The organism is Martinezella lusitana (assembly GCF_900094565.1).
Taxonomy (GTDB): Bacteria; Pseudomonadota; Alphaproteobacteria; order Rhizobiales; family Rhizobiaceae; genus Rhizobium; species Rhizobium lusitanum.
In genome coordinates this window covers 260,565-283,031 of sequence record NZ_FMAF01000005.1, presented here as the reverse complement: position 1 = coordinate 283,031, position 22,467 = coordinate 260,565, and the positions used below count along the sequence as shown (strand labels likewise).

General features: G+C 59.4%; 23 protein-coding genes and 1 pseudogene. 14 read left to right on the top strand and 10 right to left on the bottom strand.

Translation table 11 applies throughout. The annotated features are described in order from the left end of the window. Positions 1–18: 18 nt before the first annotated feature. Complete coding sequence (locus tag GA0061101_RS13570) at positions 19–345, bottom strand: hypothetical protein (RefSeq protein ID WP_037202814.1); 327 nt, start codon at positions 343–345, stop codon at positions 19–21. Between the two features lie 6 nt (positions 346–351). Further along, positions 352–897, bottom strand: a complete 546-nt coding sequence (locus tag GA0061101_RS13565; RefSeq protein ID WP_037202140.1) for a hypothetical protein — start codon at positions 895–897, stop codon at positions 352–354. 168 nt (positions 898–1,065) lie between these two features. Between GA0061101_RS13565 and GA0061101_RS13560 the strand changes: the two genes are divergently transcribed. Beyond that, complete coding sequence (locus GA0061101_RS13560; RefSeq protein WP_037202137.1) at positions 1,066–1,965, top strand: LysR substrate-binding domain-containing protein; 900 nt, start codon at positions 1,066–1,068, stop codon at positions 1,963–1,965. A 16-nt stretch (positions 1,966–1,981) separates the two neighbouring features. Here the strand turns inward: GA0061101_RS13560 and GA0061101_RS13555 are convergent, their stop codons facing one another. Beyond that, entirely contained in the window at positions 1,982–2,782 is an 801-nt protein-coding gene (locus GA0061101_RS13555) for a sulfite exporter TauE/SafE family protein (RefSeq protein ID WP_037202813.1), read from the bottom strand. A 250-nt stretch (positions 2,783–3,032) separates the two neighbouring features. Here GA0061101_RS13555 and metG point away from each other — a divergent pair, with 250 nt between their 5' ends. The 6 genes from metG (at position 3,033) to GA0061101_RS13525 (ending at position 8,393) form a co-directional block, all read left to right on the top strand. Then, positions 3,033–4,586, top strand: a complete 1,554-nt coding sequence (gene metG, locus GA0061101_RS13550) for a methionine--tRNA ligase (RefSeq protein ID WP_047556750.1) — start codon at positions 3,033–3,035, stop codon at positions 4,584–4,586. A gap of 8 nt (positions 4,587–4,594) precedes the next feature. Next, on the top strand, positions 4,595–5,377 hold the full coding sequence (locus GA0061101_RS13545; RefSeq protein WP_047638116.1) for a TatD family hydrolase: 783 nt from the start codon (positions 4,595–4,597) through the stop codon (positions 5,375–5,377). A gap of 4 nt (positions 5,378–5,381) precedes the next feature. Beyond that, positions 5,382–6,209: an MBL fold metallo-hydrolase gene (locus tag GA0061101_RS13540; protein ID WP_092573741.1), complete on the top strand. Its 828-nt coding sequence runs from the start codon at positions 5,382–5,384 to the stop codon at positions 6,207–6,209. Then, a complete protein-coding gene (locus tag GA0061101_RS13535) occupies positions 6,206–6,697 on the top strand; it encodes a YbaK/EbsC family protein (protein WP_047556756.1) in 492 nt (163 codons plus the stop codon). The genes GA0061101_RS13540 and GA0061101_RS13535 overlap by 4 nt, the downstream gene beginning before the upstream one ends. A 66-nt stretch (positions 6,698–6,763) precedes the next feature. Beyond that, positions 6,764–7,243: an SRPBCC family protein gene (locus tag GA0061101_RS13530; RefSeq protein WP_092573740.1), complete on the top strand. Its 480-nt coding sequence runs from the start codon at positions 6,764–6,766 to the stop codon at positions 7,241–7,243. 148 nt (positions 7,244–7,391) lie between these two features. After that, entirely contained in the window at positions 7,392–8,393 is a 1,002-nt protein-coding gene (locus GA0061101_RS13525; protein ID WP_092573739.1) for an IS30 family transposase, read from the top strand. A 117-nt stretch (positions 8,394–8,510) separates the two neighbouring features. On the opposite strand, the gene GA0061101_RS13520 is transcribed toward GA0061101_RS13525, so the two are convergent. Both GA0061101_RS13520 and GA0061101_RS13515 read right to left on the bottom strand, forming a co-directional pair. Further along, the gene (locus GA0061101_RS13520; protein WP_092573738.1) at positions 8,511–9,365 is read right to left on the bottom strand and encodes a D-alanyl-D-alanine carboxypeptidase family protein; all 855 of its coding nucleotides are present in this window, start codon (positions 9,363–9,365) and stop codon (positions 8,511–8,513) included. A gap of 242 nt (positions 9,366–9,607) precedes the next feature. Further along, positions 9,608–9,799: a DUF1127 domain-containing protein gene (locus tag GA0061101_RS13515; RefSeq protein WP_208865003.1), complete on the bottom strand. Its 192-nt coding sequence runs from the start codon at positions 9,797–9,799 to the stop codon at positions 9,608–9,610. A 138-nt stretch (positions 9,800–9,937) separates the two neighbouring features. On the opposite strand from GA0061101_RS13515, the gene GA0061101_RS13510 reads away from it, so the two are divergent. Further along, positions 9,938–10,831, top strand: coding sequence for a LysR family transcriptional regulator (locus GA0061101_RS13510; RefSeq protein WP_208865002.1), 894 nt, complete (start codon positions 9,938–9,940; stop codon positions 10,829–10,831). A 42-nt stretch (positions 10,832–10,873) separates the two neighbouring features. Here the strand turns inward: GA0061101_RS13510 and GA0061101_RS13505 are convergent, their stop codons facing one another. Next, positions 10,874–11,530 carry a dihydrofolate reductase family protein gene (locus GA0061101_RS13505; protein ID WP_092573735.1) on the bottom strand — a complete coding sequence of 219 codons (657 nt, stop codon included), beginning with the start codon at positions 11,528–11,530 and terminating at the stop codon, positions 10,874–10,876. A 230-nt stretch (positions 11,531–11,760) separates the two neighbouring features. On the opposite strand from GA0061101_RS13505, the gene GA0061101_RS13500 reads away from it, so the two are divergent. Further along, positions 11,761–13,650 (top strand): ABC transporter ATP-binding protein, encoded by a 1,890-nt coding sequence (locus tag GA0061101_RS13500; protein ID WP_092573734.1) that lies wholly within the window; start codon positions 11,761–11,763, stop codon positions 13,648–13,650. A gap of 2 nt (positions 13,651–13,652) precedes the next feature. Next, positions 13,653–15,554, top strand: a complete 1,902-nt coding sequence (locus GA0061101_RS13495) for an ABC transporter ATP-binding protein (RefSeq protein ID WP_092573733.1) — start codon at positions 13,653–13,655, stop codon at positions 15,552–15,554. Positions 15,555–15,572: 18 nt separating this feature from the next. Here GA0061101_RS13495 and GA0061101_RS13490 read toward each other — a convergent pair whose 3' ends face one another. Next, positions 15,573–15,944, bottom strand: coding sequence for a nuclear transport factor 2 family protein (locus GA0061101_RS13490; protein ID WP_037202105.1), 372 nt, complete (start codon positions 15,942–15,944; stop codon positions 15,573–15,575). A gap of 336 nt (positions 15,945–16,280) precedes the next feature. On the opposite strand from GA0061101_RS13490, the gene GA0061101_RS13485 reads away from it, so the two are divergent. From GA0061101_RS13485 to GA0061101_RS13470, 4 genes are all read left to right on the top strand, one after another. Continuing rightward, positions 16,281–16,871: an NADPH-dependent FMN reductase gene (locus GA0061101_RS13485; protein ID WP_092573732.1), complete on the top strand. Its 591-nt coding sequence runs from the start codon at positions 16,281–16,283 to the stop codon at positions 16,869–16,871. 209 nt (positions 16,872–17,080) lie between these two features. Next, complete coding sequence (locus tag GA0061101_RS13480) at positions 17,081–17,587, top strand: winged helix-turn-helix transcriptional regulator (protein ID WP_092573731.1); 507 nt, start codon at positions 17,081–17,083, stop codon at positions 17,585–17,587. Between the two features lie 17 nt (positions 17,588–17,604). Then, the gene (fabF, locus tag GA0061101_RS13475) at positions 17,605–18,870 is read left to right on the top strand and encodes a beta-ketoacyl-ACP synthase II (protein WP_037202100.1); all 1,266 of its coding nucleotides are present in this window, start codon (positions 17,605–17,607) and stop codon (positions 18,868–18,870) included. A 59-nt stretch (positions 18,871–18,929) separates the two neighbouring features. After that, the gene (locus tag GA0061101_RS13470; RefSeq protein WP_092573730.1) at positions 18,930–19,349 is read left to right on the top strand and encodes a DUF4864 domain-containing protein; all 420 of its coding nucleotides are present in this window, start codon (positions 18,930–18,932) and stop codon (positions 19,347–19,349) included. Positions 19,350–19,521: 172 nt separating this feature from the next. Here GA0061101_RS13470 and GA0061101_RS13465 read toward each other — a convergent pair whose 3' ends face one another. From GA0061101_RS13465 to tgt, 3 genes and pseudogenes are all read right to left on the bottom strand, one after another. Beyond that, positions 19,522–20,412: a cell wall hydrolase gene (locus tag GA0061101_RS13465; RefSeq protein ID WP_092573729.1), complete on the bottom strand. Its 891-nt coding sequence runs from the start codon at positions 20,410–20,412 to the stop codon at positions 19,522–19,524. A 297-nt stretch (positions 20,413–20,709) separates the two neighbouring features. Then, positions 20,710–21,089: pseudogene (locus tag GA0061101_RS13460) on the bottom strand (VOC family protein). A 243-nt stretch (positions 21,090–21,332) separates the two neighbouring features. After that, entirely contained in the window at positions 21,333–22,463 is a 1,131-nt protein-coding gene (gene tgt / locus GA0061101_RS13455; RefSeq protein ID WP_092573728.1) for a tRNA guanosine(34) transglycosylase Tgt, read from the bottom strand. Positions 22,464–22,467 lie beyond the last annotated feature (4 nt).

Sequence of the window (22,467 nt, the reverse complement as noted above, 5' to 3'; positions counted from 1 at the left end):
TTCTCTCTGAGCGTCAGCTCAATTTCGTGCGTAGATGCTCGACGCTGCATAACCAAAGCAACGGATGCGCGCGGTGAGGTCGAGATTGCGCCTGATGGCTTCATCCAGGCCTTCCATGAACCGCTCCATCACCGGCGGCGACCGAAAGGGTTCAAGGCGATATTGGATTTCTGCAAAGACGGGGTGACCTCGCCCATGCCGAACAGCGACATAGATAACATGCACACTGACTAATGCGGCCCGTAGGATGCCCGTGCAGAGTTCGGTGCATTGCTCCGCGAGGGCCGCGAGTGCTCCGTCCGGCGGCATCCTATCTGCGGGGATGAATATCGTGACATTCGGCATCGGCACTTACCGAGGCTTCGCGAAGGCGCCGCCGTTGCCGTTCGTCAACTGCGTCGTCATCGGCTCATAAATGTGGACGTCTTCCGGCAGACGCTCGAGGTCAGGCGTCTTGGTGCGCTCCACCTTGGCGAGCCAGCGGTATTCGGGGAACTTTTCCATAGCGACCGCCTGCATCGCCTGTGGAGCGAGGCCTAACCGGATCAGAGGCTCGGGGCCCTTTGCGCTCAACGCCAGATATTCGCCCTCATCGATTGCTGGCGCCCGCTCGACGCCATCATAAAGGTTTCGGTGCCAGTCAGTGATGTGCTGCTGCCAGCGCGCGAAATTGCCGCCGCCCTTTTTGCGATATTTTTCACCCGTCAGAACATCGAGGCCGTCGATCGAATGAATGGCGAGATAGACGGGGCAGCCGCGGCTCAACGCCTTGAAACGCTGCGAGGTTTGGAAACCGCTCACTGAAATGAGGGCTGGCAGTTTGTCCAGACTATAGAACTCATTCCATTCCGCTTCGCTGTGTGGATCGGCAAAGCTGCATTCTACCGTATAGATCATCGTATCACCTCCGACCGTTGCACCGGCTTCCGATCTTGTTTCTCATTGATATTTGATCATGATAAACTGCCGATCACGGCCAATATATCGACATCGGGTCATGCTTCAGTGATTTAATATCAAGGTAACGGCGGATCGTGTGCCGAGCCATCATGTCAGGAACCACTCATGCGCCGTAAGATTCCAAGCAATTCCGCACTCATGGCGTTCGAGGCATCGGCTCGTCACGGAAGCTTCGCTCGCGCTGCCGACGAATTGGCCCTGACCGAAGGGGCGATCAGCCGCCAGATAGGCCGGCTCGAAGCTTTCCTCGGCGTCACGTTGTTCGAGCGCGTCGGCAATCGCGTTCGGCTTTTGCCCAATGGAGAACGTTATGCAATTCAGGTTCGTGAGTCGCTGGATCGGCTGGAACGTGACAGTCAATATCTGATGGGTGAGCCGAGCGACGGCGGGAGTATCGACATCGCCACCATCCCGACTTTCGCCGCTCGCTGGCTCATCCCCCGTTTGATGCATTTTCGGGAAAAGCACCCGAATATTATCGTGCATCTTGCCGAGCGGATGGAGCCTTTTGTCCTTGCGGGAAGCGGTTTCGACGCTGCGATCCATTTCGAGCATCCTGCGTGGACCGGAATGAGAACACACCGACTGCTGCATGAAACCTTGGTTCCTGTTTGCCATCCGGCGCTTCTCGATCGAGGTGAGGGCAGGGTATCGCTTAATGAACTGCCGCGCCTCCATCGACGCCAAAACCCGGATGCCTGGCAACGCTATGCACAGGAGACAGGGATCGTATTGACCAATCCTACGATCGGTCCCCGTTATGATCTGCATGTCATGCTGATTGAGGCCGCGCTAGCGGGGCTCGGCGTCGCGCTGGTGCCGCGCCTCTATGTTGAAACAGAATTGGCGGAAGGTCGCTTGATTGCGCCTTGGCCTGACGGTCAGTCGATCTCCAAAACCTTCTGCCTCATCCTGCCGGAGCCGATCCGATTGAGTGACGGCCCAATACAGGTTTTTGCAAATTGGCTTCTCATGGAAGCGCGGACGGCAAACCCTGCGATCTGAAGGCGATGGAATTGCCTCAAGGAAAGATAAGCTTCCAGGCGACGATCGTCAGCGTGACGGCGAGAATGATGCGCACGGATCGCTCGTGCAGACGCGGCGCCAGCAGGCTGCCGGCGACGATGCCGGGAATGGACCCGACGAGCAGCGCGAACAGCATGGTCCAGTTGATCTCGCCGATGAACCAGTATCCCATGCCGCCGATCAGGGTCAGCGGCACCGCATGCACGATGTCCGAGCCGACGATCTCGCGGACGTCCGTTTGCGGATAAAGCACCAGCAGCACGGTGACGCCGAGCGCACCGGCGCCGACCGATGTCATCGTGACGAGTATTCCGAGCAGGAGGCCGAGAGTGACGGTCAGCAAGGCGATGGTGCGCGGCGTGAGCGTGCCGCGCTCGCCGCGCCATTTCCGTATGGCATTCAGTATCTGCCCACGGAAGATCAGCATGAGTGCCGTCAGCAGCAGAAGACAGCCGAGAGACAGGGTGATGGTGTGGGCGACCGCTGGGCTCTCGCGATTGACGCCGGCCATGATCCAGAGCATGGCCAGTGCTGCCGGGACGCTGCCCGAGGCCAATAGGCTGACCACTCTCCAATTGACGCGTCCATGCATGCCGTGGACGGCTGTTCCCGCCGTTTTCGTAATTGCGGCATAGAGCAGGTCGGTGCCAACGGCGGTCGCCGGATGCACGCCGAACAGCAGCACCAGCAACGGTGTCATCAACGACCCGCCGCCAACGCCGGTAATGCCGACCAGCATGCCGACGAAGAAGCCGGAAAGGGAATAGAGTGGTTGAAAGGAAGTGATCAAACTCAAAACCACGGCCCTATAAAGCCGTTGGACAGGCTGCTAAAAAAATCAATGAAATTCACGATGATCTCTGTCCTGCGCTTTGGTTCCTCGAAGGGGTAAAGCCGAGGCGGGACCCTGTCAAGCAAGGCACGCTTCTGGAGTTCCGAATGCTGCGCGCGCGAAACTTGGTGTTTCGCTCCCGGCAAACATGCGCTAAAGCGAGCGGAGCCAAGAATAACAGAGACGCAACCGTAAAAGCGGATCCCTGCCTGACATGACCGAAAAGACCCCGTTCTACATCACCACCGCAATCGCCTATCCCAATGGCAAGCCGCATATCGGCCATGCCTATGAGCTGATTGCCACCGATGCCCTGGCGCGATTCCAGCGCCTGGATGGGCGCGACGTGTTTTTCCTGACGGGTACGGACGAACATGGCCAGAAGATGCAGCAGACGGCGCGCGCCGAGGGCCTGACGCCGCAGCAGCTCGCCAACCGCAATTCCGACGAATTCCAGGCGATGGGCAAGCTGCTGAATGCGTCCAACGACGACTTCATCCGCACGACCCAGCCGCGGCACCACGAGACCTCTCAGAACATCTGGAACCTGATGGCCGATGCCGGCGACATCTACAAGGATTCCTACGCCGGCTGGTATTCGGTTCGCGACGAAGCCTACTACCAGGAAAACGAAACCGAGCTGCGCGCCGACGGCGTGCGCTACGGGCCTCAAGGCACGCCGGTCGAATGGGTTCAGGAGGAAAGCTATTTCTTCAAACTCTCCGAATATCAGGACCGGCTGCTGAAGCTCTATGAGGAAAACCCCGACTTCATCGGTCCGGCAGAGCGCCGCAACGAGGTGATTTCGTTTGTAAAATCCGGCCTGAAGGATCTGTCGGTCTCGCGCACTACGTTCGATTGGGGCATCAAGGTGCCAAACGATCCAGCGCACGTCATGTATGTCTGGGTCGATGCGCTGACGAACTACATTACCGCCACCGGCTACATCGAGGACCGGAACAATCCGCGGGCGAAATACTGGCCGGCCGACGTGCACATCATCGGCAAGGACATCATCCGCTTCCACGCCGTCTACTGGCCAGCCTTCCTGATGTCGGCAAAGCTGCCTCTGCCGAAGCGCGTCTATGCCCACGGCTTCCTGCTCAACAAGGGCGAGAAGATGTCGAAGTCGCTCGGCAACGTCGTCGATCCGGTCAACCTCGTAAACCATTTCGGTCTCGACCAGGTGCGCTATTTCTTCCTGCGCGAAGTCTCCTTCGGCCAGGACGGAAGCTATAGCGAAGAGGCAATCGGCACGCGTATCAACTCCGACCTCGCCAACGGCATCGGCAATCTCGCCAGCCGCTCGCTGTCGATGATCGTCAAGAACTGCGACGGGCAGATTCCCGAATGCGGCCCGCTGACCGACGAGGACAAGGCTCTTCTCGCGCAAGCCGACGCGTTGCTGGCCTCGACCCGCGAAGATATGGGCAAGCAGCTCATCCACCGCGCGCTGGCGTCTATTATCGCCGTCGTTTCGGAGACGGACCGCTATTTTGCAAGCCAGGAACCTTGGGCGCTGAAGAAGACCGACCCGGCTCGCATGGCGACCGTGCTCTATGTCACGGCCGACGTCGTGCGCCAGATCGGCATTCTGCTGCAGCCATTCATGCCGGATTCGGCCGCCAAGCTGCTGGATCTCATCGCCATTCCCTCAGACAAGCGTGATTTCGCAGCGCTCGGCGAGGCAGGCCGCCTCGTTGCGGGAACGCCGCTGGAAGCCCCCAAGCCGGTCTTCCCGCGCTATGTCGCGCCGACCGTCGAATAGGGTTTTCCATGCTGATCGATACGCATTGCCACCTGGATTTTGCCGACTTCGAGGAGGAGCGTGACGCGATCGTCTCGCGTGCCCACGAAATGGGCGTCAAGCAGATGGTCACGATCTCGACCAAGGTCCGAAAGCTCGATGGGCTGTTAGCGCTCACCGAGCGCTACCCATCGGTTTTCTGTTCGGTCGGCACGCATCCAAACAGTGCCGATCAGGAACTTGATATCCAGACCGAAGATCTCGTCCGGCTGGCAAACCAGCATGAAAAGATCGTCGCGATCGGCGAGGCGGGGCTCGATTATTTCTACGATACCGTCAAGCCCGAAGACCAGAAGACCGGATTCCTGCGCCATATCGCGGCCGCCCGCGAAACGCAGCTGCCGCTTGTCATTCACAGCCGCAGCGCCGACGAGGACATGGCCGCGATCCTGACGGAGGAAACAGGGAAGGGGGCCTTTCCCTTCATCCTCCATTGCTTTTCGGCCGGCCCTGCCCTTGCCCGGACGGGCGTCGAGCTTGGCGGCTATATCTCATTCTCCGGTATCCTGACCTTCCCGAAGTCGGAAGAGCTGCGCGACATCGCCAAGACGATCCCGCATGATCGGCTTCTGGTCGAGACCGACGCGCCGTATCTCGCGCCGAAGCGCTGGCGCGGCAAGCGCAACGAACCGTCCTATGTCGTCAACACAGCCGAGGTATTGGCGGAGACGATCGGCGTCAGTATGGACGAGATCGCCGAAATCACCACGGCGAATGCCTTCCGCTGCTTCTCGAAGATGACAAGGGTCTGACAGCGTGACATACCGGCGGCGCTTCACCATATTGGGTTGTTCCTCGTCGCCGGGCGTGCCGCGCATCACCGGCGACTGGGGTGCCTGCGATCCGAAAAACGCGAAGAACCGCCGCACGCGCGCGGCTTTCCTCGTTGAACAAATCGCACCGGATGGCGGCATCACGACCGTCGTCATCGATACGGGTCCGGATTTCCGCGAACAGATGATCCATGCCGGCGTCAACTCCGTCGATGCCGTGCTTTATACCCATGCCCATGCCGACCATATCCACGGCATCGACGATCTGCGCGGCTTCTTCCATAATTCCCACGAGCGGATCCCGATCTATGCCGATCCGCCGACCATGGATCGCATTCGCGAGGGCTTCCGCTATTGCCTGGAAACGCCGCCCGGCAGCAGCTATCCGCCGATCGTCCTGCCGGTCCTGATTGAAAGCCTCGACAAGAGCTTCACGATCGAAGGGGCAGGCGGTCCGATCCGCTTCTGGCCGCACAAGCAGCTGCATGGCGATATTCACTCGCTCGGCTTTCGCATCGGCAACCTTGCTTATTGCAGCGATATCAGTGATTTCCCGGCAGAATCCGTTGAAAGAGTTCAAGATCTCGACGTCCTGATCATCGATGCCTTGCAGTATCGGTTTCATCCAAGCCACCTGTCGCTGGAGCAATCGCTCGCCTGGATCGAACGGCTGCGGCCGAAGCATGCTATCTTGACCCATATGCATACGCCGCTCGATTATGAAACCGTGCTGGCGGAAACGCCCGATCATGTCGAGCCGGCCTACGACCAGATGCAGATCGAGCTCGACGTGGAGGATGACGATCTATGAGCGAAGACAGCAGGAAGCTTTCGAGCCTGGAACGCGTCGAGCTTGCGGCGCGCAATCTGGGTCTGGATATCTCGATCAAGCGCATGGATCAACCGACGCGAACAGCCGAAGAGGCCGCCAAGGCAGCCGGATGCGCCGTTGGCCAGATCGTCAAGTCACTGGTCTTCGTCAATGCCGATACGCACGGCCTGACATTGCTTCTCGTCTCCGGCGCGCACAACGCCGATACGGCCTATATCGCGGCGACTTACGGGATCCGCCTGAAACGCGCCGATATCGACCGCGTTCGCGACGAAACAGGCTTCGCCATCGGCGGCGTCGCGCCGATCGGTCATCTCGTCGAACTGCCTGTTTTCGTCGATGAAAGCCTCTTGGCCTATGATCAGGTCTGGTGCGCGGCCGGACGGCCAGACAGCATATTTGCCTGCAATCCGAAGCTGCTTGCCGAGAAGATCGCGGCAAAGGTGATCCGCATCAAGGCAAGCTGATGATGCAATAATCGTCACTTGGGTCACGCGCGGATCGCTGTAGCGGTGCATGACAAGGAGGACGCAGTGAGCGACGCTTCAAGCAAGAAGAGAACGGACACGGCATCGAGAGTGATCCGAGCTTCGCCGCACGCGATCTTTCAGGCATTCGTCGATCCGGCCGCCTTGATCTCCTGGCTTCCGCCGCAAGGCATGACGGGACAGATCCACGCATTCGACCCTCGTGAAGGCGGAAGCTATCGGCTGGCGCTCACATATAACGCACCGGATCATTCAACACGCGGTAAAACCTCCGAGCACACCGACATCGTTTCCGGGCGGTTCCTGGAAATCGTTCCTGACGTCCGCATCGTCCAGGCGGTGGATTTTCAATCGGACGATCCGGAATTTGCGGGAACGATGGTCATGACCTGGTCCTTGGACGTCGTTCCATCCGGCACGAAGGTGACCATAATTTGCGAAGACGTGCCGCACGGCATCAGCAAGGAAGACCACGACGAGGGACTGAAGTCGACTCTCGGAAACCTTGCTAAGTATCTGGAGTAGTTCGGATATTCTACAATTCTCGCAGCTCGCTCAACCGCATTTTAGTTCCATAATCTATCTTATCTGATCTTTATATGTAGCCGGGTACATTCTATTTCCAAGTGCGACATGCCAGTGATTTCAATGGTTTCGCTTTGGAGATTTTGGCATGTCCCGATGCTATTCGCAATTGACCCTCGCCGATCGGCGCCGCCTTCATCATCTGGTCGAGCGCAAGGTTCCGGTCAATGAGGTGGCCCGTCTGCTCGGCCGTCACCGCTCGACCATCTATCGTGAGATCCGACGCAATACCTTTCGGGATCACGAGCTTCCCGAATACAGTGGCTACTTCTCGACAGTTGCTGATGACATCGCCAAAGAGCGGCGCCGGCGCTTGAGAAAGCTCCGGCGCCATCCGCATCTGCGTCGTATGGTGATTGAGAGATTGAAAGCATACTGGTCACCAGAGCAGATCGCTGGCCGTCTGCTGGCCGACAGCGTCAGCCTGGTTCGCATCTGCGCCGAGACCATCTACCGCTTCATCTACGGCAAGGAAGACTACGGGCTTGGCCTCTATCGATATCTGCCGGAGGCACGCCGCAAACGCCGCCCGCGTGGATCGCGGAAGCCGCGAAACAGCGTGTTTCCGGCCAGTCATCGGATATCACAACGACCTGATTTTATTGATGATCGGACGCAGTTTGGCCACTGGGAGGGCGACCTATTGATCTTCGAACGAGACTTCGGCCATGCCAACCTCACCTCACTGGTCGAGCGCAAAAGCCGCTACACAGTGATGATCAAGAACCAAAGCCGGCACTCGCGTCCGATCATGGATAAGATCATCGAGACATTCTCTCCTTTGCCGGGCTTCGCACGCCAGAGCTTCACCTTTGACCGCGGCACGGAGTTTGCCGGGTTCAGGGCTTTGGAAGATGGCATCGGCGCACGCAGCTGGTTCTGCGACCCCAGCGCACCCTGGCAAAAAGGTGCGGTCGAAAACGCCAACAAGCGCATTCGCCGCTTCATGCCAGGCGACACTGACCTGGCCGAAGTGCCGCAATCGGCGCTGGTTCAACTCGCTCACCATCTGAACGACCTACCGAGAAAGTGCCTGGGCTACAAGACACCGACCGAAGTGTTCGTGGCGCATTTGCAAGAGGGAGGCTGATCCCCTACCCTCAAAACTGGCCATGATGCACTTGGATTAGCTTCTCCACCGGGGTGGGTTCAAGAATGAAGTGCGACTTGCGAATGATTTCAATGGGTTGTCACTCGCAAGCAGAAATCAGTTCGCCAAGCTCTGCTTTGGGGCTCTCGTAGAAACCGTGGCCGTCGTTGCCGTCGGAGCCCAATAGGTATCTAAAAGGCTTGCCATTTTGTCATCGCGAATCCGTGCGGTCTTCTCGCCCATCACCACACCGACGACGCGGCGGCCGTTCTTCGTCGCAGATGTCACGAGATTGTAGCCGGAAGCATCGGTGTAGCCGGTTTTGATGCCATCGGCGCCGGCATAGCGATACATCAGATTGTTATGGCCGCGTAGTTTCATGCCGCGGAATTTTATGCCGCGCATCGAGAAAAGCTTGAACTCCTCCGGAAAGTCTCGCATCAGCGCGACGCCGAGCGTTGCCAGGTCGCGGGCCGTCGTCACCTGTTCGGGATCGGGCAGGCCGGAGGCATTCTTGAAGACGGTGTTGCTCATGCCGAGTTGATGCGCCTTTTCGGTCATCATCTTGCCGAAGCTGTCCTCGGAACCGCCGAGCTGCTCCCCGATCGCAACGGCCGCGTCATTGGCCGAGAGGACGACGATGCCTTGGACCGCTTCCCGCACGGTGACCTTGCCACCGACGCCGACCGCCAGTTTGAAGGGCTCCTTGCTTTCGGCATTCTCCGACATGGTCAAATTCTGATCCCACTTCAGGCGGCCGTCATGCAGCGCTTCGAAGGCAAGATAGAGCGTCATCATCTTCGTAAGCGAAGCCGGATAGTTCAGCTCATCCTGGTTCGATGCCTCCAGCGTCTGGCCGCTCTGCACATCCACGAGGAAGCTCGCCTGCCCGGCCTCCGCCGTCGAAAGGGTGCCGAAAAAAAATACGGAAGAGATCGCCGTGGCAAGGAGCAAGGAGGTCGTCTTGAACATGAATGTCTGCAGTCTCTGTGATGGGCGGGCCGGACGGAAAGGCGGTCGCCCGGGGGCGTATGAACTGTCGGCTTTCGAAGGCGATAGATCGGGCAAATCTATGGCGGAAAAAAGAGCGGTGCCACAAAAAATGGGTTATCCACCTCGCTCAAATATCGCTGCTGGGGCCCTCCTCCATCGAACAACCCGCAACATGCCGCCGTTCAAGGTACCCGGCCCTCGGCTCAGGCGCCTTGGACCTTCTAGCCCCAGAACCAGGACTTGTTAATTTCGGCACGCGCTTCCGCGGGTGTCACGCCGATGTCCCGAAGCTGGTCGTCGGTCAGATCGCGCAGATTGCCTCTTGTCTCTCGCTTTTCGAGATAGGACAAAAGCGCTGCCAGTGCCGGCCGCAGGAATCCTGGTTTTCGCTTGTCTTTGTCCACGCTTGGCATCACTGCCGTCGATCTTTCGATATCAATTGTCATCTGCATATTCCCCAAGCTCGTCTCATCGGACATGGTTTAGGATGCACTGGCGCTTGCTGCGAAGGAAGCTTATGGTCTTAATGCAATCCATAAGGAATCCTTCTGATGTTCAATCTGGATCAGCTTGCCGCCTTCGTCAGCGTCGTCGATCTCGGCAGCTTCACGGCGGCTGCCGACAAGGTCGGGCTGACGCAGCCCGCCGTCAGCCTTCAGGTGAAGCTTCTGGAGCAGCGCCTCGGGGTAAGGCTGATCGAGCGCGTTGGACGGCGGGCGCAGCCGTCGCCGGCCGGACTTGAGCTGCTTCCCCAAGCGCGCCGTATCATCGAAGCCTGCACCACGGCAGAAGAGGCGATGACGCCTTTTCGCGACGGATCGGTCGGCCGCGTGCGGATCGGCAGCGGCGGTACGGCATCGATCCATCTGCTACCCCGCGCCATCGCCATAGCGAAGCAGCGCATGCCTGATCTCGAAATCATCGTCCGTATCGGCAATATTGACGAGATTCTGCGCGATCTCGAAGCCAATGCGCTGGACCTCGCGGTGGTGGCCCTGCCCGCCGCCGGCCGTTCGCTTGAGGTCGAACCGTTCCATGATGACGAGCTTTTAGCCGTAGGGCCGAAGGGAAGCGTCATACCGGAAGGCGGACCGGATGCGGACTTCATGAAAGACAAGACGCTACTGCTTTACGAAGGCGGAAACACCCGTCGCGTCACGAACGAATGGTTCGCGGCGGCTGGGGTTCGCCCGGAGCCGGCCATGGAGTTTGGAAGCGTCGAGGCCATCAAGGAGCTGATCGCCGCGGGCCTCGGGTGGTCCATCCTCCCGGATATGGCGCTGAGGCGCGACAAGTCCGACCTGCTGGTGACCTCGCCGCTCAGACCGAGGCTCGTTCGGCAACTCGGCATAGTGTTGCGCCGGGATAAGCATCTCACAAAGGGTCTTCGTGAAATCATCAAATCCCTTCGCGAACTCCGAAGCAGCCGGGAACACGAAGCCTAATCTCGATCGAAAAACACCCCTTCGAGCTCCCCGCCTCCACGGTTATTCCAGGCGGTTGCGCCGCTCGATCTCGTCGTCGGACGGATCCGGCAAGGCGAACGAGCCCGTCTTGACCGGGCCGTCCGGCTTATAAGTCGCGATGATGACACCGGTCGGAGAGATTTGGCTGCGCAGGAGCTTCATTGCTGTGGGAACCGCGCCGTCGCCGAACAGTTTCTTGCCGCCGCCAAGCACAAGCGGAAAGGTCAGCAGGCTGAATTCGTCGATCAGCCCGTTGCGAAGCAGAGTCTGGATGAGGTTGCTGCTGCCCTGGATCAGCAGATCCGGCCCCTCGCCCGCCTTCAATTGCTTTATCGCCGCAACGACGTCGCTGCCGAGCGATCGGCTGTTGTTCCAATCCAGTTTGCCGCTTCCGCGCGTCGCGACATATTTGGTGATCCTGTTAAATTGCTTGGCGATGGGATCATCGTCGCCGACATGCGGCCAATGGGCGGCGAAGATATCGTAGGTCTTGCGTCCGAGCAGTAGGTCGAACGGCTTTTCAAAAACCTCGAAAAGCGCCTTGCCGGTCGCTTCGTCGAAAGAATGAAATGTCCAGCCGCCATGCTCGAAACCGCCGGACGGATCCTCCTGTGGACCGCCGGGCGCCTGCATGACGCCGTCAAGGCTGATGAATGTCGCTGCTATGACCTTGCGCATGATGTCCTCCGTGCTTTTGGGGTCGTGCCCAAAGGACGTGTCGCCGATTACCGCTCCGACAACACCTCGAAAAAATTTTCGAACACGCAATCTAACGTTCGCGCGGTACTTGTGACCAATTGACTCTTGAACGTCGCCACGGAATCGGCAAAATTCATCCTATCAATAGTTCCCCTGAGATACGAACCCGACTCTGGGACCGCCTCGTTCGAAAATACCTGGATAAAAGCGTGAGCAGCGATTCATCAAGAAGCGCCGCGAAGTCCTTGGCTTCGCGTGCGCATGTCAATGCGGCCGGTTGGGGGCAAGGTCTCTCGACGATCGTGCGGATCACCCATATGACACTGCGCCATCCATGGCAGACAAGCTTCGCCATTGGGGCAACTTTTGTAGCTGCAACGTTACAGTTGATGATACCGCGACTGCTTGGCCACGCGGTCGACCAGACGCAGACGGCGGTCGCCGGTGGCGCTGCGGGCCAAATTGCCGAGAATGCACTCCTGACGACCGCCCTGCTCCTGCTCACGGTCAGCATCCTGCGCGGCCTGTTCACGATGGTGCAGAACTACTACAGCGAGGCGGTCGGTCATCACATGGGCTGCGAGCTCAGGCTCGCCTGCTACGAAAAGATCCAGCAGCTCTCCTTCAGCTTCCACGACAAGATGCATTCCGGCGATCTCATCACCGTCGGACTGCTCGATCTGGAAGGCGTGCGCATGTATTTCTCCACCGCGCTGGTGCGCATGCTGCTGCTGAGCATGCTGATCGGCGTCGGCGCCTACATGCTGCTGTCGACGGATGTCGTGCTCGGCCTGCTTGCCTTGAGCTTCGTGCCCTTCGTGGCCTGGCGCTCCTCTGTCACGCAGCTGAGACTGCGCTCGACATGGCTCGACCTGCAGGAACGCCTCTCGGTACTCACCCGCGTGATGGAAGAAAATCTCGGCGGCATCCGCGTTGTGCGCGCCTTTGCTGCGCAGGCGCATGAGATCCTGAAATTCGACCGGGCGTCGCATAGTGCGCTGACCCTCGCCCATCGGCGTGTCGGCATCCGCGTCATCAACACCAGCGCCATGAACCTCTCCTTTTTCATCGCCATGGGTCTCGTGCTCTGGATGGGCGGTCTCAAGGTGATCGCGGGCCAGATCAGCGTCGGCACCCTCGCCTCCTTCCTGACCTTCATGACCATCCTGCAGATGCCGGTGCGCCAGCTCGGGCTGATGGTCAATGCCTTCGCCCGCGCCTCGACTTGCGGCTCGCGCCTCTTTGCGCTGCTCGATCTCGATATCGCCATCAAGGACTCACCGGACGCAAAGCCGCTTGCGGCAACGGAAGGTGTGCTGCGCTTCGAGAATGTCGGTTTCAGCTATCCGGGTCCGGAAAAGCGCCCGGTGCTGAAGAATATCAGTTTCGAGGCAAGGCGCGGCGAAACGATCGGCATCGTCGGCCCGCCCGGCAGCGGCAAATCCACCATCGCCCATCTCATCCCGCGTTTCTACGACATCACCTCCGGCCGGATCACGATCGACGGCCAGGATATCCGCAAGGCGACGCTGCAATCCTTGCGACAGAACGTTGCCGTCGTGCAGCAGGATTCCTTCCTGTTCACGACGAGCATCGAGAACAATATCGCCTATGGCGACCCCTGGGCAAAAGAAGGCCGGATTGAGCGTGCCGCCGAGTCGGCCCAACTACACAATTATATTCTCGGCCTGCCTGCCGGCTACACCACTGTCGTCGGCGAGCGCGGCGTGTCGCTCTCCGGTGGCCAGCGCCAGCGCCTGACGATCGCACGCACGCTGATGCTGAAACCGGCTGTCATGGTGTTCGACGACTCGACGGCCGCGATCGACGCGGCGACGGAGCAGCGCATCCGCAGCGCCATGAAACGCTTTGCCCGCGATCGGGTAACGCTGGTGGTGGCGCACAGGCTGAGTTCACTGATGCACGCCGACCAGATCCTGTTCATCGAGAGCGGCGAGATCATCGAGCGCGGAACCCATGAGCAACTGTTGGCCGCGGGAGGGCGGTACAAGGCGCTTTACGATCTGCAGGTTCGCCCGGAGGACGATGTCGTCAAGACATCCGGCGGCAGGCTCGCAAGAGCGAAAGGGGAGGTCTGACAATGTCAGAAACTATCGAAACCGAGCGCAACGACGTGCGCGAGGATGGACGTCGCCCTCCCCGCGCCGTGGTCGGCTCGCATCGCGTCGAAGAGGAAATCTTCGGCAAGGTCTTCGACACCAAGATCATTCGCCGCATCTGGGGCTTCGTCAGCCCCTATCGCCGCCAGATCTACATTTCCGTGATTGCCGTGCTGCTGTTCACGGCGTCGCAGATCGTCATACCGCTTGTCATACGCCACGCGATCGACAATGCGATGGCGCCGGGTGCCATCGATTATTCGGCGTTGTGGCTGGCGCTGGCGATCTTTGCGGTGGCGATCATCGTCAATTATGGTGCGAGCTACGTGCAGGAGACATATGTCGGCCAGGTCGCCGAAGAAGTGCTGTTCGACATACGCCGCGCGATGTTCGCGCATCTCCAGTACGTATCGCTCTCCTTCATGGACAAGACCGAGGTCGGCCGGTTGATGTCGCGCCTGCAAGGCGACGTCAACTCCATGCAGGAATTCCTTGAAACTTCCGTGCTTTCGGTCGGCGACATCGCCCTGCTCTTCGGTATCGTCATCGTCATGCTGTCGCTCGATTTCCGGCTCGGCCTGCTGACGCTGTCCGTCATGCCGATCCTCTTCATCGTGCGGCTTTTCTGGCTGCCGAAGGCGCGCGTCGCCTTCATGAATGCGCACGAAACCAACTCCGTTACCAATGGCGCCCTGGCGGAGGCGATCCATGGCGTGCGCGCTGTGCAGGGCATGCATCGGCAAGGGGTCAACTTCTCGCTTTTCGACGACAAGGCGCATACCAATCTCAATGCGCATCTGACCGCGGCGCGCTATGCCCAGATCATGGTGCCGATCGTCGACACGCTGACCGGCATGGCGATGGCGATCGTTATTATCGTCGGCGGCTCGATGGTTCTGAACCATAGGCTCGATGTCGGCATCATGGTCGCCTTCCTGTTCTATATTCAGCGCTTCTTCGACCCGATCCGTTCGCTGACCATGCAATATTCGGTCATGCAACGCGCCATGGCTTCCGGCCAGCGCTTGACCGAAGTGCTCGACGTTCCGATCGACATCAAGGACGCTCCGGATGCCAAGGAACTTTCGCGCGACATGGACGGCTCGGTCGAGTTCCGTGATGTTGTCTTCGGCTACAATCCCGAGCATCCGGTGCTGAAGAACGTCAGCTTCAAGGTCAATCCCGGAGAGACCGTGGCGCTGATCGGTCCCACAGGCTCGGGCAAGTCCAGTTCCATGGCGCTTATCCATCGTTTCTATGATGTGCAGCAGGGCCAGGTGCTGGTCGGCGGTCACGACGTGCGGTCCCTCACTCAGGATTCGCTTGGCCGACAGGTCGCCATGGTGCTGCAGGAACCTTTCCTCTTCACCGGTTCGGTGTTGGAGAACATTCGCTACAACAAGGCGGACGCGACACGCGAAGAGGCCATCGAGGCCGCCAAGGCTGTCGGCGCACATGAATTCATCGTGCGGCTGCCGGAAGGTTACGACACCATTCTCGGCGAACGCGGCGGCGGGCTTTCGCTCGGGCAGCGCCAGCTCGTCAGCTTCGCGCGCGCCCTTGTCGCGGACGCCAAGATTCTGGTGCTCGACGAAGCGACGGCGAATATCGACAGCTACACCGAAATGCTGATCCAGAAAGCGCTGGTCAAGCTGCTCGAAGGCCGCACCGGCCTCGTCATCGCCCACCGGCTTGCCACCATCCGCGAGGCTGACCGCATCATCGTGCTGCAAAATGGGCAGCTGATCGAAAGCGGCAACCACAACCAGCTCATGGCCAACGGCAAGCTTTATTCGAAGCTCTACAACCTCAACTACGCCTCCTTCGACGATATTCCGGAGGACGAGGTGACGGCTTCGGTGCCTGCTGAGTCGCAGACCTAGGAGTCCGCCTCATCTCGTTCATTCGACCCATTGCGCTCGCGAGGGTCCCGGCGCAAACGGGTCGCCGAAGTACTGGGTCTCGCGGGCCACTTTGCCGTCCCGGAATTCCATTATGCTCACCGAGTAGGATGGACTGTTGTCATAGGTAAGGATGAATTCCGTAATCCAGAGGTCCCCCGCACCAACAATACGCCGCACGCTGAAGCGCTTGGCGTTGGGTTGCGCGATGCGAGAGGCTTGAATGTTGTTCCGCCCCCTGATGCGTTCGCCCGATTGCGGATACTCGAGCAGTGCATTCTCCTGATATATATCGTGCTCGACATCGAACTCATTTGCGTCCGAGGCGGCCCAGTGCCGATTGAGCGCCTCTCGAATCTCATTCTCATCCATCTTTGTTATCCCAGATTGCCGATCCTTGAAGCCCGGAAACGCCGTGCTGCGACTGTCGTGTGAGACCTGACAATTTCAAAAGTGGAGTTGGATCACAGTGTCGTTCTGATCGACGTTCCAACTCCCAAGCGCTCCCGCCACTCGACGGATCGATCGGTGTCGCGATATCAATTGGAATTGAAAGGCCGCGCCATTTTGTTGGAGCGCCTATCGAAGTTCCGGAATTGGACCTATTTCACTTTTTATCCCATGTTGCGCGTCGCCTTCCCACTATGAATGTGGTCACGGCTCGCATCTGCTTCATTTCGGAGTTGGCTATGGAGGACATAATCAACAATGACCGACAATATCCTGGTTCTCTATGGCTCCTACCGGTCGGATCGCCTCGGCATCCGTCTCGCGAATTATATCGTAACCAGCCTCCGTCAGCGTGGAAACAATGCGGAACTGATCGACGCGAAGGATGTTGGACTGCCGATGCTCGATCGAATGTACAAGGAATACCCCAAAGGTTCTGCTCCCCCCGAAATGGAGCGGCTTGCCGCAAAAATTCGGGGCGCCGATGCTTTTGTTTTCGTCACAGGCGAATACAACTGGGGCATGCAACCCGGTCTAAAAAACCTGACTGATCATTACCTTGAGGAGTGGTTTTGGCGGCCGGCCGCAATTGTCAGTTACTCCGGTGGCCGCCTTTCCGGCGCACATGCGGCGGTCCCCTGGCATGGCACTCTTTCCGAGATGGGAATGATCGTCATCTCAAGCACCCTTGCCGTCGCCAGTATCTCGACAGCATTGGACGCTGACAATAAACCTTTCGGGAGCGGAGGCGATGCCCTTGCGAGAGCTTTTCCCCGTTTTGCCGACGACCTTTCCTGGTGGACCGAGGCAGTAAAACGACAGCGCGCGCACAAGGCGCCTCCGTACTGAGAACTCAGGGGTCCCTTTTGCGGGTAGCACGCCGAGTATCTCACCTTCATCGCCGACGCTTTACCGCAGAGCTGCCTTGTTGAAACGACCGCAAAACGGATTCTGGATCGCTTCCTTTTATTTTTAAATGCCCTGACGCAAATTCCGGTGGACGCTTGTCACTCGCAGTAACTTGCATGATGATAGCTACTCATGCTATTCGCCTTGCCATGCAGAGAACAAGCTTCAGCACCTTCAAATGTCCGGCCGCGCGTGCGCTTGAGAGCGTTGGTGACTGGTGGAGCATCCTCATCCTGCGGGACGCGTTTCAGGGGCTGAGCCGGTTCGACGAATTCCAGAGAAATCTCGGCGTCGCGCCGAACATCCTCACGCGGCGGCTCAAGCACTTGACCGATGAAGGCCTGTTCGAGCGGCGTCTCTACAATGAGCGGCCGCCGCGCTACGAATATGTGCTGACCGCTAGGGGGCGCGACTTCTTTCCGGTTCTGATGGCGCTTTTCACCTGGGGCAATCAGTATCTGCCGGCCGAGGAAGTCGCCATGCGGCTCGCCGATGCCGACACGGGCGAGGATCGGGATCCCCTTCTCATCGACAGGGTAACCGGCCGCGCATTTCATCCCGAAGACACGATATTGGTGCCCGGGCCGGCCGCCGATGACGCCGTTCATGAGCGCATCGCCCAGATGAAAGCATGGTTTTTAGGCTTCGACGCCTGATTAAATAGGAGCAAGACATGGATCGTATCGTCGTAACCGGCATGGGCCTGGTTTCCCCTCTTGGCGTCGGCGTCAATGCGAGCTGGAAGCGGCTGATTGCGGGTCGCTCCGGTCTGAGGCTGCTGCCCGAGGAGATGGTCGGCGATCTCGCCGCCAAGGTCGGCGGCATCGTTCCGAGCATCGATGAGGACCCGGAAGCAGGATTCGATGTCGACCGCTACGTGCCGATCAAGGATCAGAAGAAGATGGACCGCTTCATCCTCTTTGCCATGGCGGCCGCTGAGGAAGCGATCCTTCAGGCCGGCTGGCAGCCGACGGAGCTTCTCGATCTGGAGCGTACCGCCACAATCATAGCGTCGGGGGTCGGCGGTTTTCCGGCCATCGCCGATGCGGTGCGCACGGCCGAAACGCGTGGCGTCCGGCGGTTGTCGCCCTTCACCATCCCGTCCTTCCTCGTCAATCTCGCCGCCGGCCAGGTGAGCATCCGCTATGGATATAAGGGGCCGCTCGGCGCGCCGGTCACAGCCTGCGCGGCAAGCGTCCAGGCAATCGGCGATGCGGCACGGCTGATCCGCTCCGGCGAGGCCGATGTTGCCATTTGCGGAGGCGCCGAAGCCTGCATCGATAAGGTCAGCCTCGGCGGCTTCGCTGCAGCAAGAGCCCTTTCCACCGGCTTCAGCAACCGGCCGGAGGAAGCCTCTCGCCCGTTCGACAGCGCGCGTGACGGTTTCGTCATGGGTGAAGGCGCCGGCATGCTCGTCATCGAGACACTGGAACACGCGCTTGCCCGCGGCGCCACGCCGCTTGCCGAACTCGTCGGTTACGGCACTGCCGCCGACGCCTACCACATGACCGCGGGGCCGGAAGATGGTGACGGCGCGCGCCGGGCGATGCTCGCGGCTCTTTCGCAGGCACGGATTTCGCCTGCCGAGGTCAAGCATCTCAATGCGCATGCGACGTCGACGCCGGTGGGCGACCATGGCGAGATGGAGGCTATCAAGACGGTCTTCGGCCGCAACGGCGCAATTGCGGTCAGCGGCACCAAGGCGGCGACCGGCCATCTGCTAGGAGCCGCCGGCGGCATGGAAGCGATCTTCACCATCATGGCGCTGCGCGAGCAGATCGCCCCGCCGACACGCAACCTGCAGGAACCGGACCCGTCGGCCGAAGGCATCGATTTGGTCGGTGCGACCGCCCGACCGATGGCCATGGACTATGCCATTTCCAATGGCTTTGGCTTCGGTGGCGTCAATGCCAGCGCGCTGTTCCGCCGCTGGCAATAGCCGCTTTCGCGAAGGCGGGAAGCGCGCTATTCTGGCTGTGACATAGCCGGAGATCGCCCATGCGTGTATTTCCCGTAGCCGCCATGCTCTGCCTCATCCTCGCGTCGACAGCGCGCGCGGAAGACCCGGTGCAGACCGCCCAGAGCCTGATCCAGGAACAGATAGGCGCTTTCCTGCATAACGATGCAACCGCCGCCTATTCCTTCGCAGCGCCGGGCATCAAGGCGCTGTTTCCCGACAAGGATACTTTCTTTGCCATGGTGAAAAAGGCCTACCAGCCGGTCTATCACCCCGGCAATTACGCATTCGGGAAAAGCCGCGCGATCGATAACGGCGCCGTCGTCTATCAGGAAGTGCTGATCACAGGCACCGACGGCAAAGACTGGACGGCGATCTACCAGATAACCCGACAGCCTGATGGTGCCTACAAGATCAATGGCGTGCAAATCCTGCCGAATGCGACGAGCGAAGGTATTTGAAGGGAAACGGTGCCGTAGAGGGCGGCGCGTCCATCACGAAAGACAGTACGCGCCGCTAAAAGGCATTGGCTAGAGCATTTCCAGGAAAAGTGCGAAGCGATTTTCCGTCTGGAATGCGTAAAGAAACAAAAGGATAGAGCGTTTTCGCGATTCGAGGAAAAGCGAAAACGCTCTATCCTCGGATTCTCAGAGAGTTGCCGGAAAAGCTGCCGCTGTCGAAATTCGGGCGCGGCTGCGGAACGGCTATGGTGGAGGTCGGCACCGGAGTGGCGACTGCATTTGCATCTGTGACAGGCGCCGAAATCGACATGGAAGTCGGAGCCGGTGTCGGAATGGGAACTTCAGCCGGAACCAGCGTAGTCGTTGTCGGCAAATTGACGGTCGGGTTTGATACCGGCGTAAAGGTGGCGACGGAAGGTGCTGGCTGCATCGGTTGCGTCTCCGGCAGAACGAACGGAGATTGCGTCGCCGACATGCCCTGCCCGGACACGTAGTTCATCGCAACTTCATAGGCCGGAAGCGGTGCGGGGGTCTGCAGTTCGCCATCGCGACCGCGCTTCTCGTAGAAGGCGTTTCCACCAGCTATGGCAACATAGTGCATGTTATCATAGGGAAATCTCAGACCCTGGGTATGGAAGAACATCGCGTCCTTCACGCCAGGATGTCGCTCTCCCCGCAGAATAGCAGTCGCTGCAAGATCAAGGTCCGGCTGTGCCTGGGCTTTGACTTCCTTGACCATCACTCCGGGCGCGAACTGTCTTTCCTGAGCTACGATACCGCAGATCGTATTCGGATAGGCGCCGGACGTCAGTCTGTTCATCACGACTGTCCCGACTGCCATATATCCATCATGGTCGGAATGTTCCGACTCGAAATACATTGCGCGCTCGAGACAGTCTCTGTCCTTTGCGGTGTAATTATATGTAACTTTCGCTGGACGAATGGGTTTCGTCGAACTGCGGGAGCTCGGTGCTGCCTTCTGCGTCGTCGTGCAGCTCGTGGCTGCCAGACCGACAAGCAATAGTCCCGAAAGACATGCCCCCAATTTGCGTTGCGCCCTCAACGGCAAGTGCCTCCTAGTTTCAGTAGAACAGCCCTTATCGACAAAGAAAATGCGTTGTAGCCGGATTTCTTCAAAATTCCAAGCGTTACGCAATCAAATTAGCCAGTGATGCTTATCATTGGCGGAAGGACCGTTTATTCCGATTCGCTATTTTTTCCCAATACTTTCCTATCGCAAAGCCGTCACGAGCTCTGCTGGAGCTCCGGGTGCATCCCTGGTGTCAGGCCCCCGATCGGCTCGAAACGATATCAATTAATGATAGCAATCAATTGATAATAAATGATTTACCATGCAGGTTCACTCGCTGCGCCAGCCGACCTCGATGAGAATTTGTCCGGGCGCGAAGCAATAGAACGACCAACCGCCACGCATCGCGGCAGGCGGCTGTCCCATCTCGCAGCCAGCCGCTTTCGCCCGCTCGTATTGTGCATCGACAGCCTCGCGAGACGGGAGCATGAAGCCGATATGATAGGTGTTGCGGCCGACCGATACGGTGTCGGCTCCGCCGAATTTCTCGGTTGGTCGGCTGATGACCAGCTCAAGCCCGGCATCGTCGCATAGGATCGCGAGACCGTTTGCGCCACGTGTTTCGACCTCGGTCAGGCCGAACGCGGAGACAAGAACATCCCGGGTCGCGGCGACATCGGGACGTGCAGATCTAGATGATTCAGTCGCATGACAGCTCCAAGAGGCTTTCCCGCGGAGACATGTCGGTCGAAACGGCCCACGCCAAACGCGGGACACTCGGCCACAATGGCCAAGTTCCGCGTCGTGGGTTCTCACGCCGATGGCGTGGAGCAGAACTTCCGGGTGGAAGGGGTCGGGCTTACCGAGACCAACCCTGCCTTTTTCAACAAGCGTCGAATAGCGCGAAATCGTGACGGGAGCAAGCGTACGCCAATGCCTCCGATATTCACGGCTTACACCGGCTCGAGATCGCCCCTCGCCCAATTTTCCTGAGTCTCCGCCATGAAATCAGCAAAGCGGTCTTCGGCGATTGCCTGGCGAATGCCCTGCATCAGCTCCTGATAATAGGCGAGATTGTGCCAGGAGAGCAGCATGCCACCGAGCGCCTCGTTGGCGCGGACGAGGTGGTGCAGATAGGCGCGGGAGTAGTCACGCGAGGCCGGGCAGCTGGACTGCTGGTCGAGCGGGCGCATGTCCTCGGCGTGGCGTGCATTGCGGATATTGACCTTGCCGCGGCGGGTGAAGGCGAGACCATGCCGGCCGGAGCGGGTCGGCATGACGCAATCGAACATGTCGATACCGCGCGCAACCGATTTCAGGATGTCGTCCGGCGTGCCGACGCCCATCAGATAGCGCGGCTTTTCGGTCGGCAGCTCGGGCAGCGTGATCTCAAGCATGCGCAGCATGACCTCCTGCGGCTCGCCGACGGCAAGGCCGCCGACGGCGTAGCCCTTCAGATCCAATCCGCTCAACGCTTGCGCGGAACGGACACGCAGATCGGGGATATCGCCGCCCTGCACGATGCCGAACATCGCCTTGCCCGGCTGGTCGCCGAAGGCCGCCTTGCAGCGATCCGCCCAGCGCAAGGACATCTCCATGGCGCGCTCGATCTCCTTCGGCGTCGAAGGCAGGGCCACGCATTCGTCGAGCTGCATCTGGATATCGGAACCGAGCAGTCCCTGAATCTCGATCGAGCGCTCGGGGGACATATGATGCAGGCTGCCGTCGACATGGGACTTGAAGGTGACGCCCTTCTCGTCGAGCTTGCGCAAGCCCGACAGCGACATCACCTGGAAGCCGCCGGAATCGGTCAGGATCGGATGTTTCCAGCGGATCAGTTCGTGCAGGCCACCGAGACGCGCGACGCGTTCGGCGGTCGGGCGCAGCATCAAGTGGTAGGTATTTCCGAGGATGATGTCGGCGCCGGTTTCTCGCACCTGGTCGAGATACATCGCCTTGACCGTGCCGACCGTACCAACAGGCATGAAGGCCGGCGTGCGGATCGTGCCGCGCGGCATGGACACTTCGCCGAGGCGGGCACCGCCATCGGTCTTTTTCAATTGGAATTGAAAGCTCTCGCTCATCTCG

Excerpts from the sequence above, each read along its gene's own strand:
- GA0061101_RS13570 (WP_037202814.1), bottom strand. The coding sequence starts at position 345 with ATGCCGAATGTCACGATATTCATCCCCGCAGATAGGATGCCGCCGGAC.
- GA0061101_RS13565 (WP_037202140.1), bottom strand. The coding sequence starts at position 897 with ATGATCTATACGGTAGAATGCAGCTTTGCCGATCCACACAGCGAAGCG.
- GA0061101_RS13560 (WP_037202137.1), top strand. The coding sequence starts at position 1,066 with ATGCGCCGTAAGATTCCAAGCAATTCCGCACTCATGGCGTTCGAGGCA.
- metG (WP_047556750.1), top strand. The coding sequence starts at position 3,033 with ATGACCGAAAAGACCCCGTTCTACATCACCACCGCAATCGCCTATCCC.
- GA0061101_RS13545 (WP_047638116.1), top strand. The coding sequence starts at position 4,595 with ATGCTGATCGATACGCATTGCCACCTGGATTTTGCCGACTTCGAGGAG.
- GA0061101_RS13535 (WP_047556756.1), top strand. The coding sequence starts at position 6,206 with ATGAGCGAAGACAGCAGGAAGCTTTCGAGCCTGGAACGCGTCGAGCTT.
- GA0061101_RS13525 (WP_092573739.1), top strand. The coding sequence starts at position 7,392 with ATGTCCCGATGCTATTCGCAATTGACCCTCGCCGATCGGCGCCGCCTT.
- GA0061101_RS13520 (WP_092573738.1), bottom strand. The coding sequence starts at position 9,365 with ATGTTCAAGACGACCTCCTTGCTCCTTGCCACGGCGATCTCTTCCGTA.
- GA0061101_RS13515 (WP_208865003.1), bottom strand. The coding sequence starts at position 9,799 with ATGCCAAGCGTGGACAAAGACAAGCGAAAACCAGGATTCCTGCGGCCG.
- GA0061101_RS13510 (WP_208865002.1), top strand. The coding sequence starts at position 9,938 with ATGTTCAATCTGGATCAGCTTGCCGCCTTCGTCAGCGTCGTCGATCTC.
- GA0061101_RS13505 (WP_092573735.1), bottom strand. The coding sequence starts at position 11,530 with ATGCGCAAGGTCATAGCAGCGACATTCATCAGCCTTGACGGCGTCATG.
- GA0061101_RS13495 (WP_092573733.1), top strand. The coding sequence starts at position 13,653 with ATGTCAGAAACTATCGAAACCGAGCGCAACGACGTGCGCGAGGATGGA.
- GA0061101_RS13490 (WP_037202105.1), bottom strand. The coding sequence starts at position 15,944 with ATGGATGAGAATGAGATTCGAGAGGCGCTCAATCGGCACTGGGCCGCC.
- GA0061101_RS13485 (WP_092573732.1), top strand. The coding sequence starts at position 16,281 with ATGACCGACAATATCCTGGTTCTCTATGGCTCCTACCGGTCGGATCGC.
- GA0061101_RS13480 (WP_092573731.1), top strand. The coding sequence starts at position 17,081 with ATGCAGAGAACAAGCTTCAGCACCTTCAAATGTCCGGCCGCGCGTGCG.
- fabF (WP_037202100.1), top strand. The coding sequence starts at position 17,605 with ATGGATCGTATCGTCGTAACCGGCATGGGCCTGGTTTCCCCTCTTGGC.
- GA0061101_RS13470 (WP_092573730.1), top strand. The coding sequence starts at position 18,930 with ATGCGTGTATTTCCCGTAGCCGCCATGCTCTGCCTCATCCTCGCGTCG.
- tgt (WP_092573728.1), bottom strand. The coding sequence starts at position 22,463 with ATGAGCGAGAGCTTTCAATTCCAATTGAAAAAGACCGATGGCGGTGCC.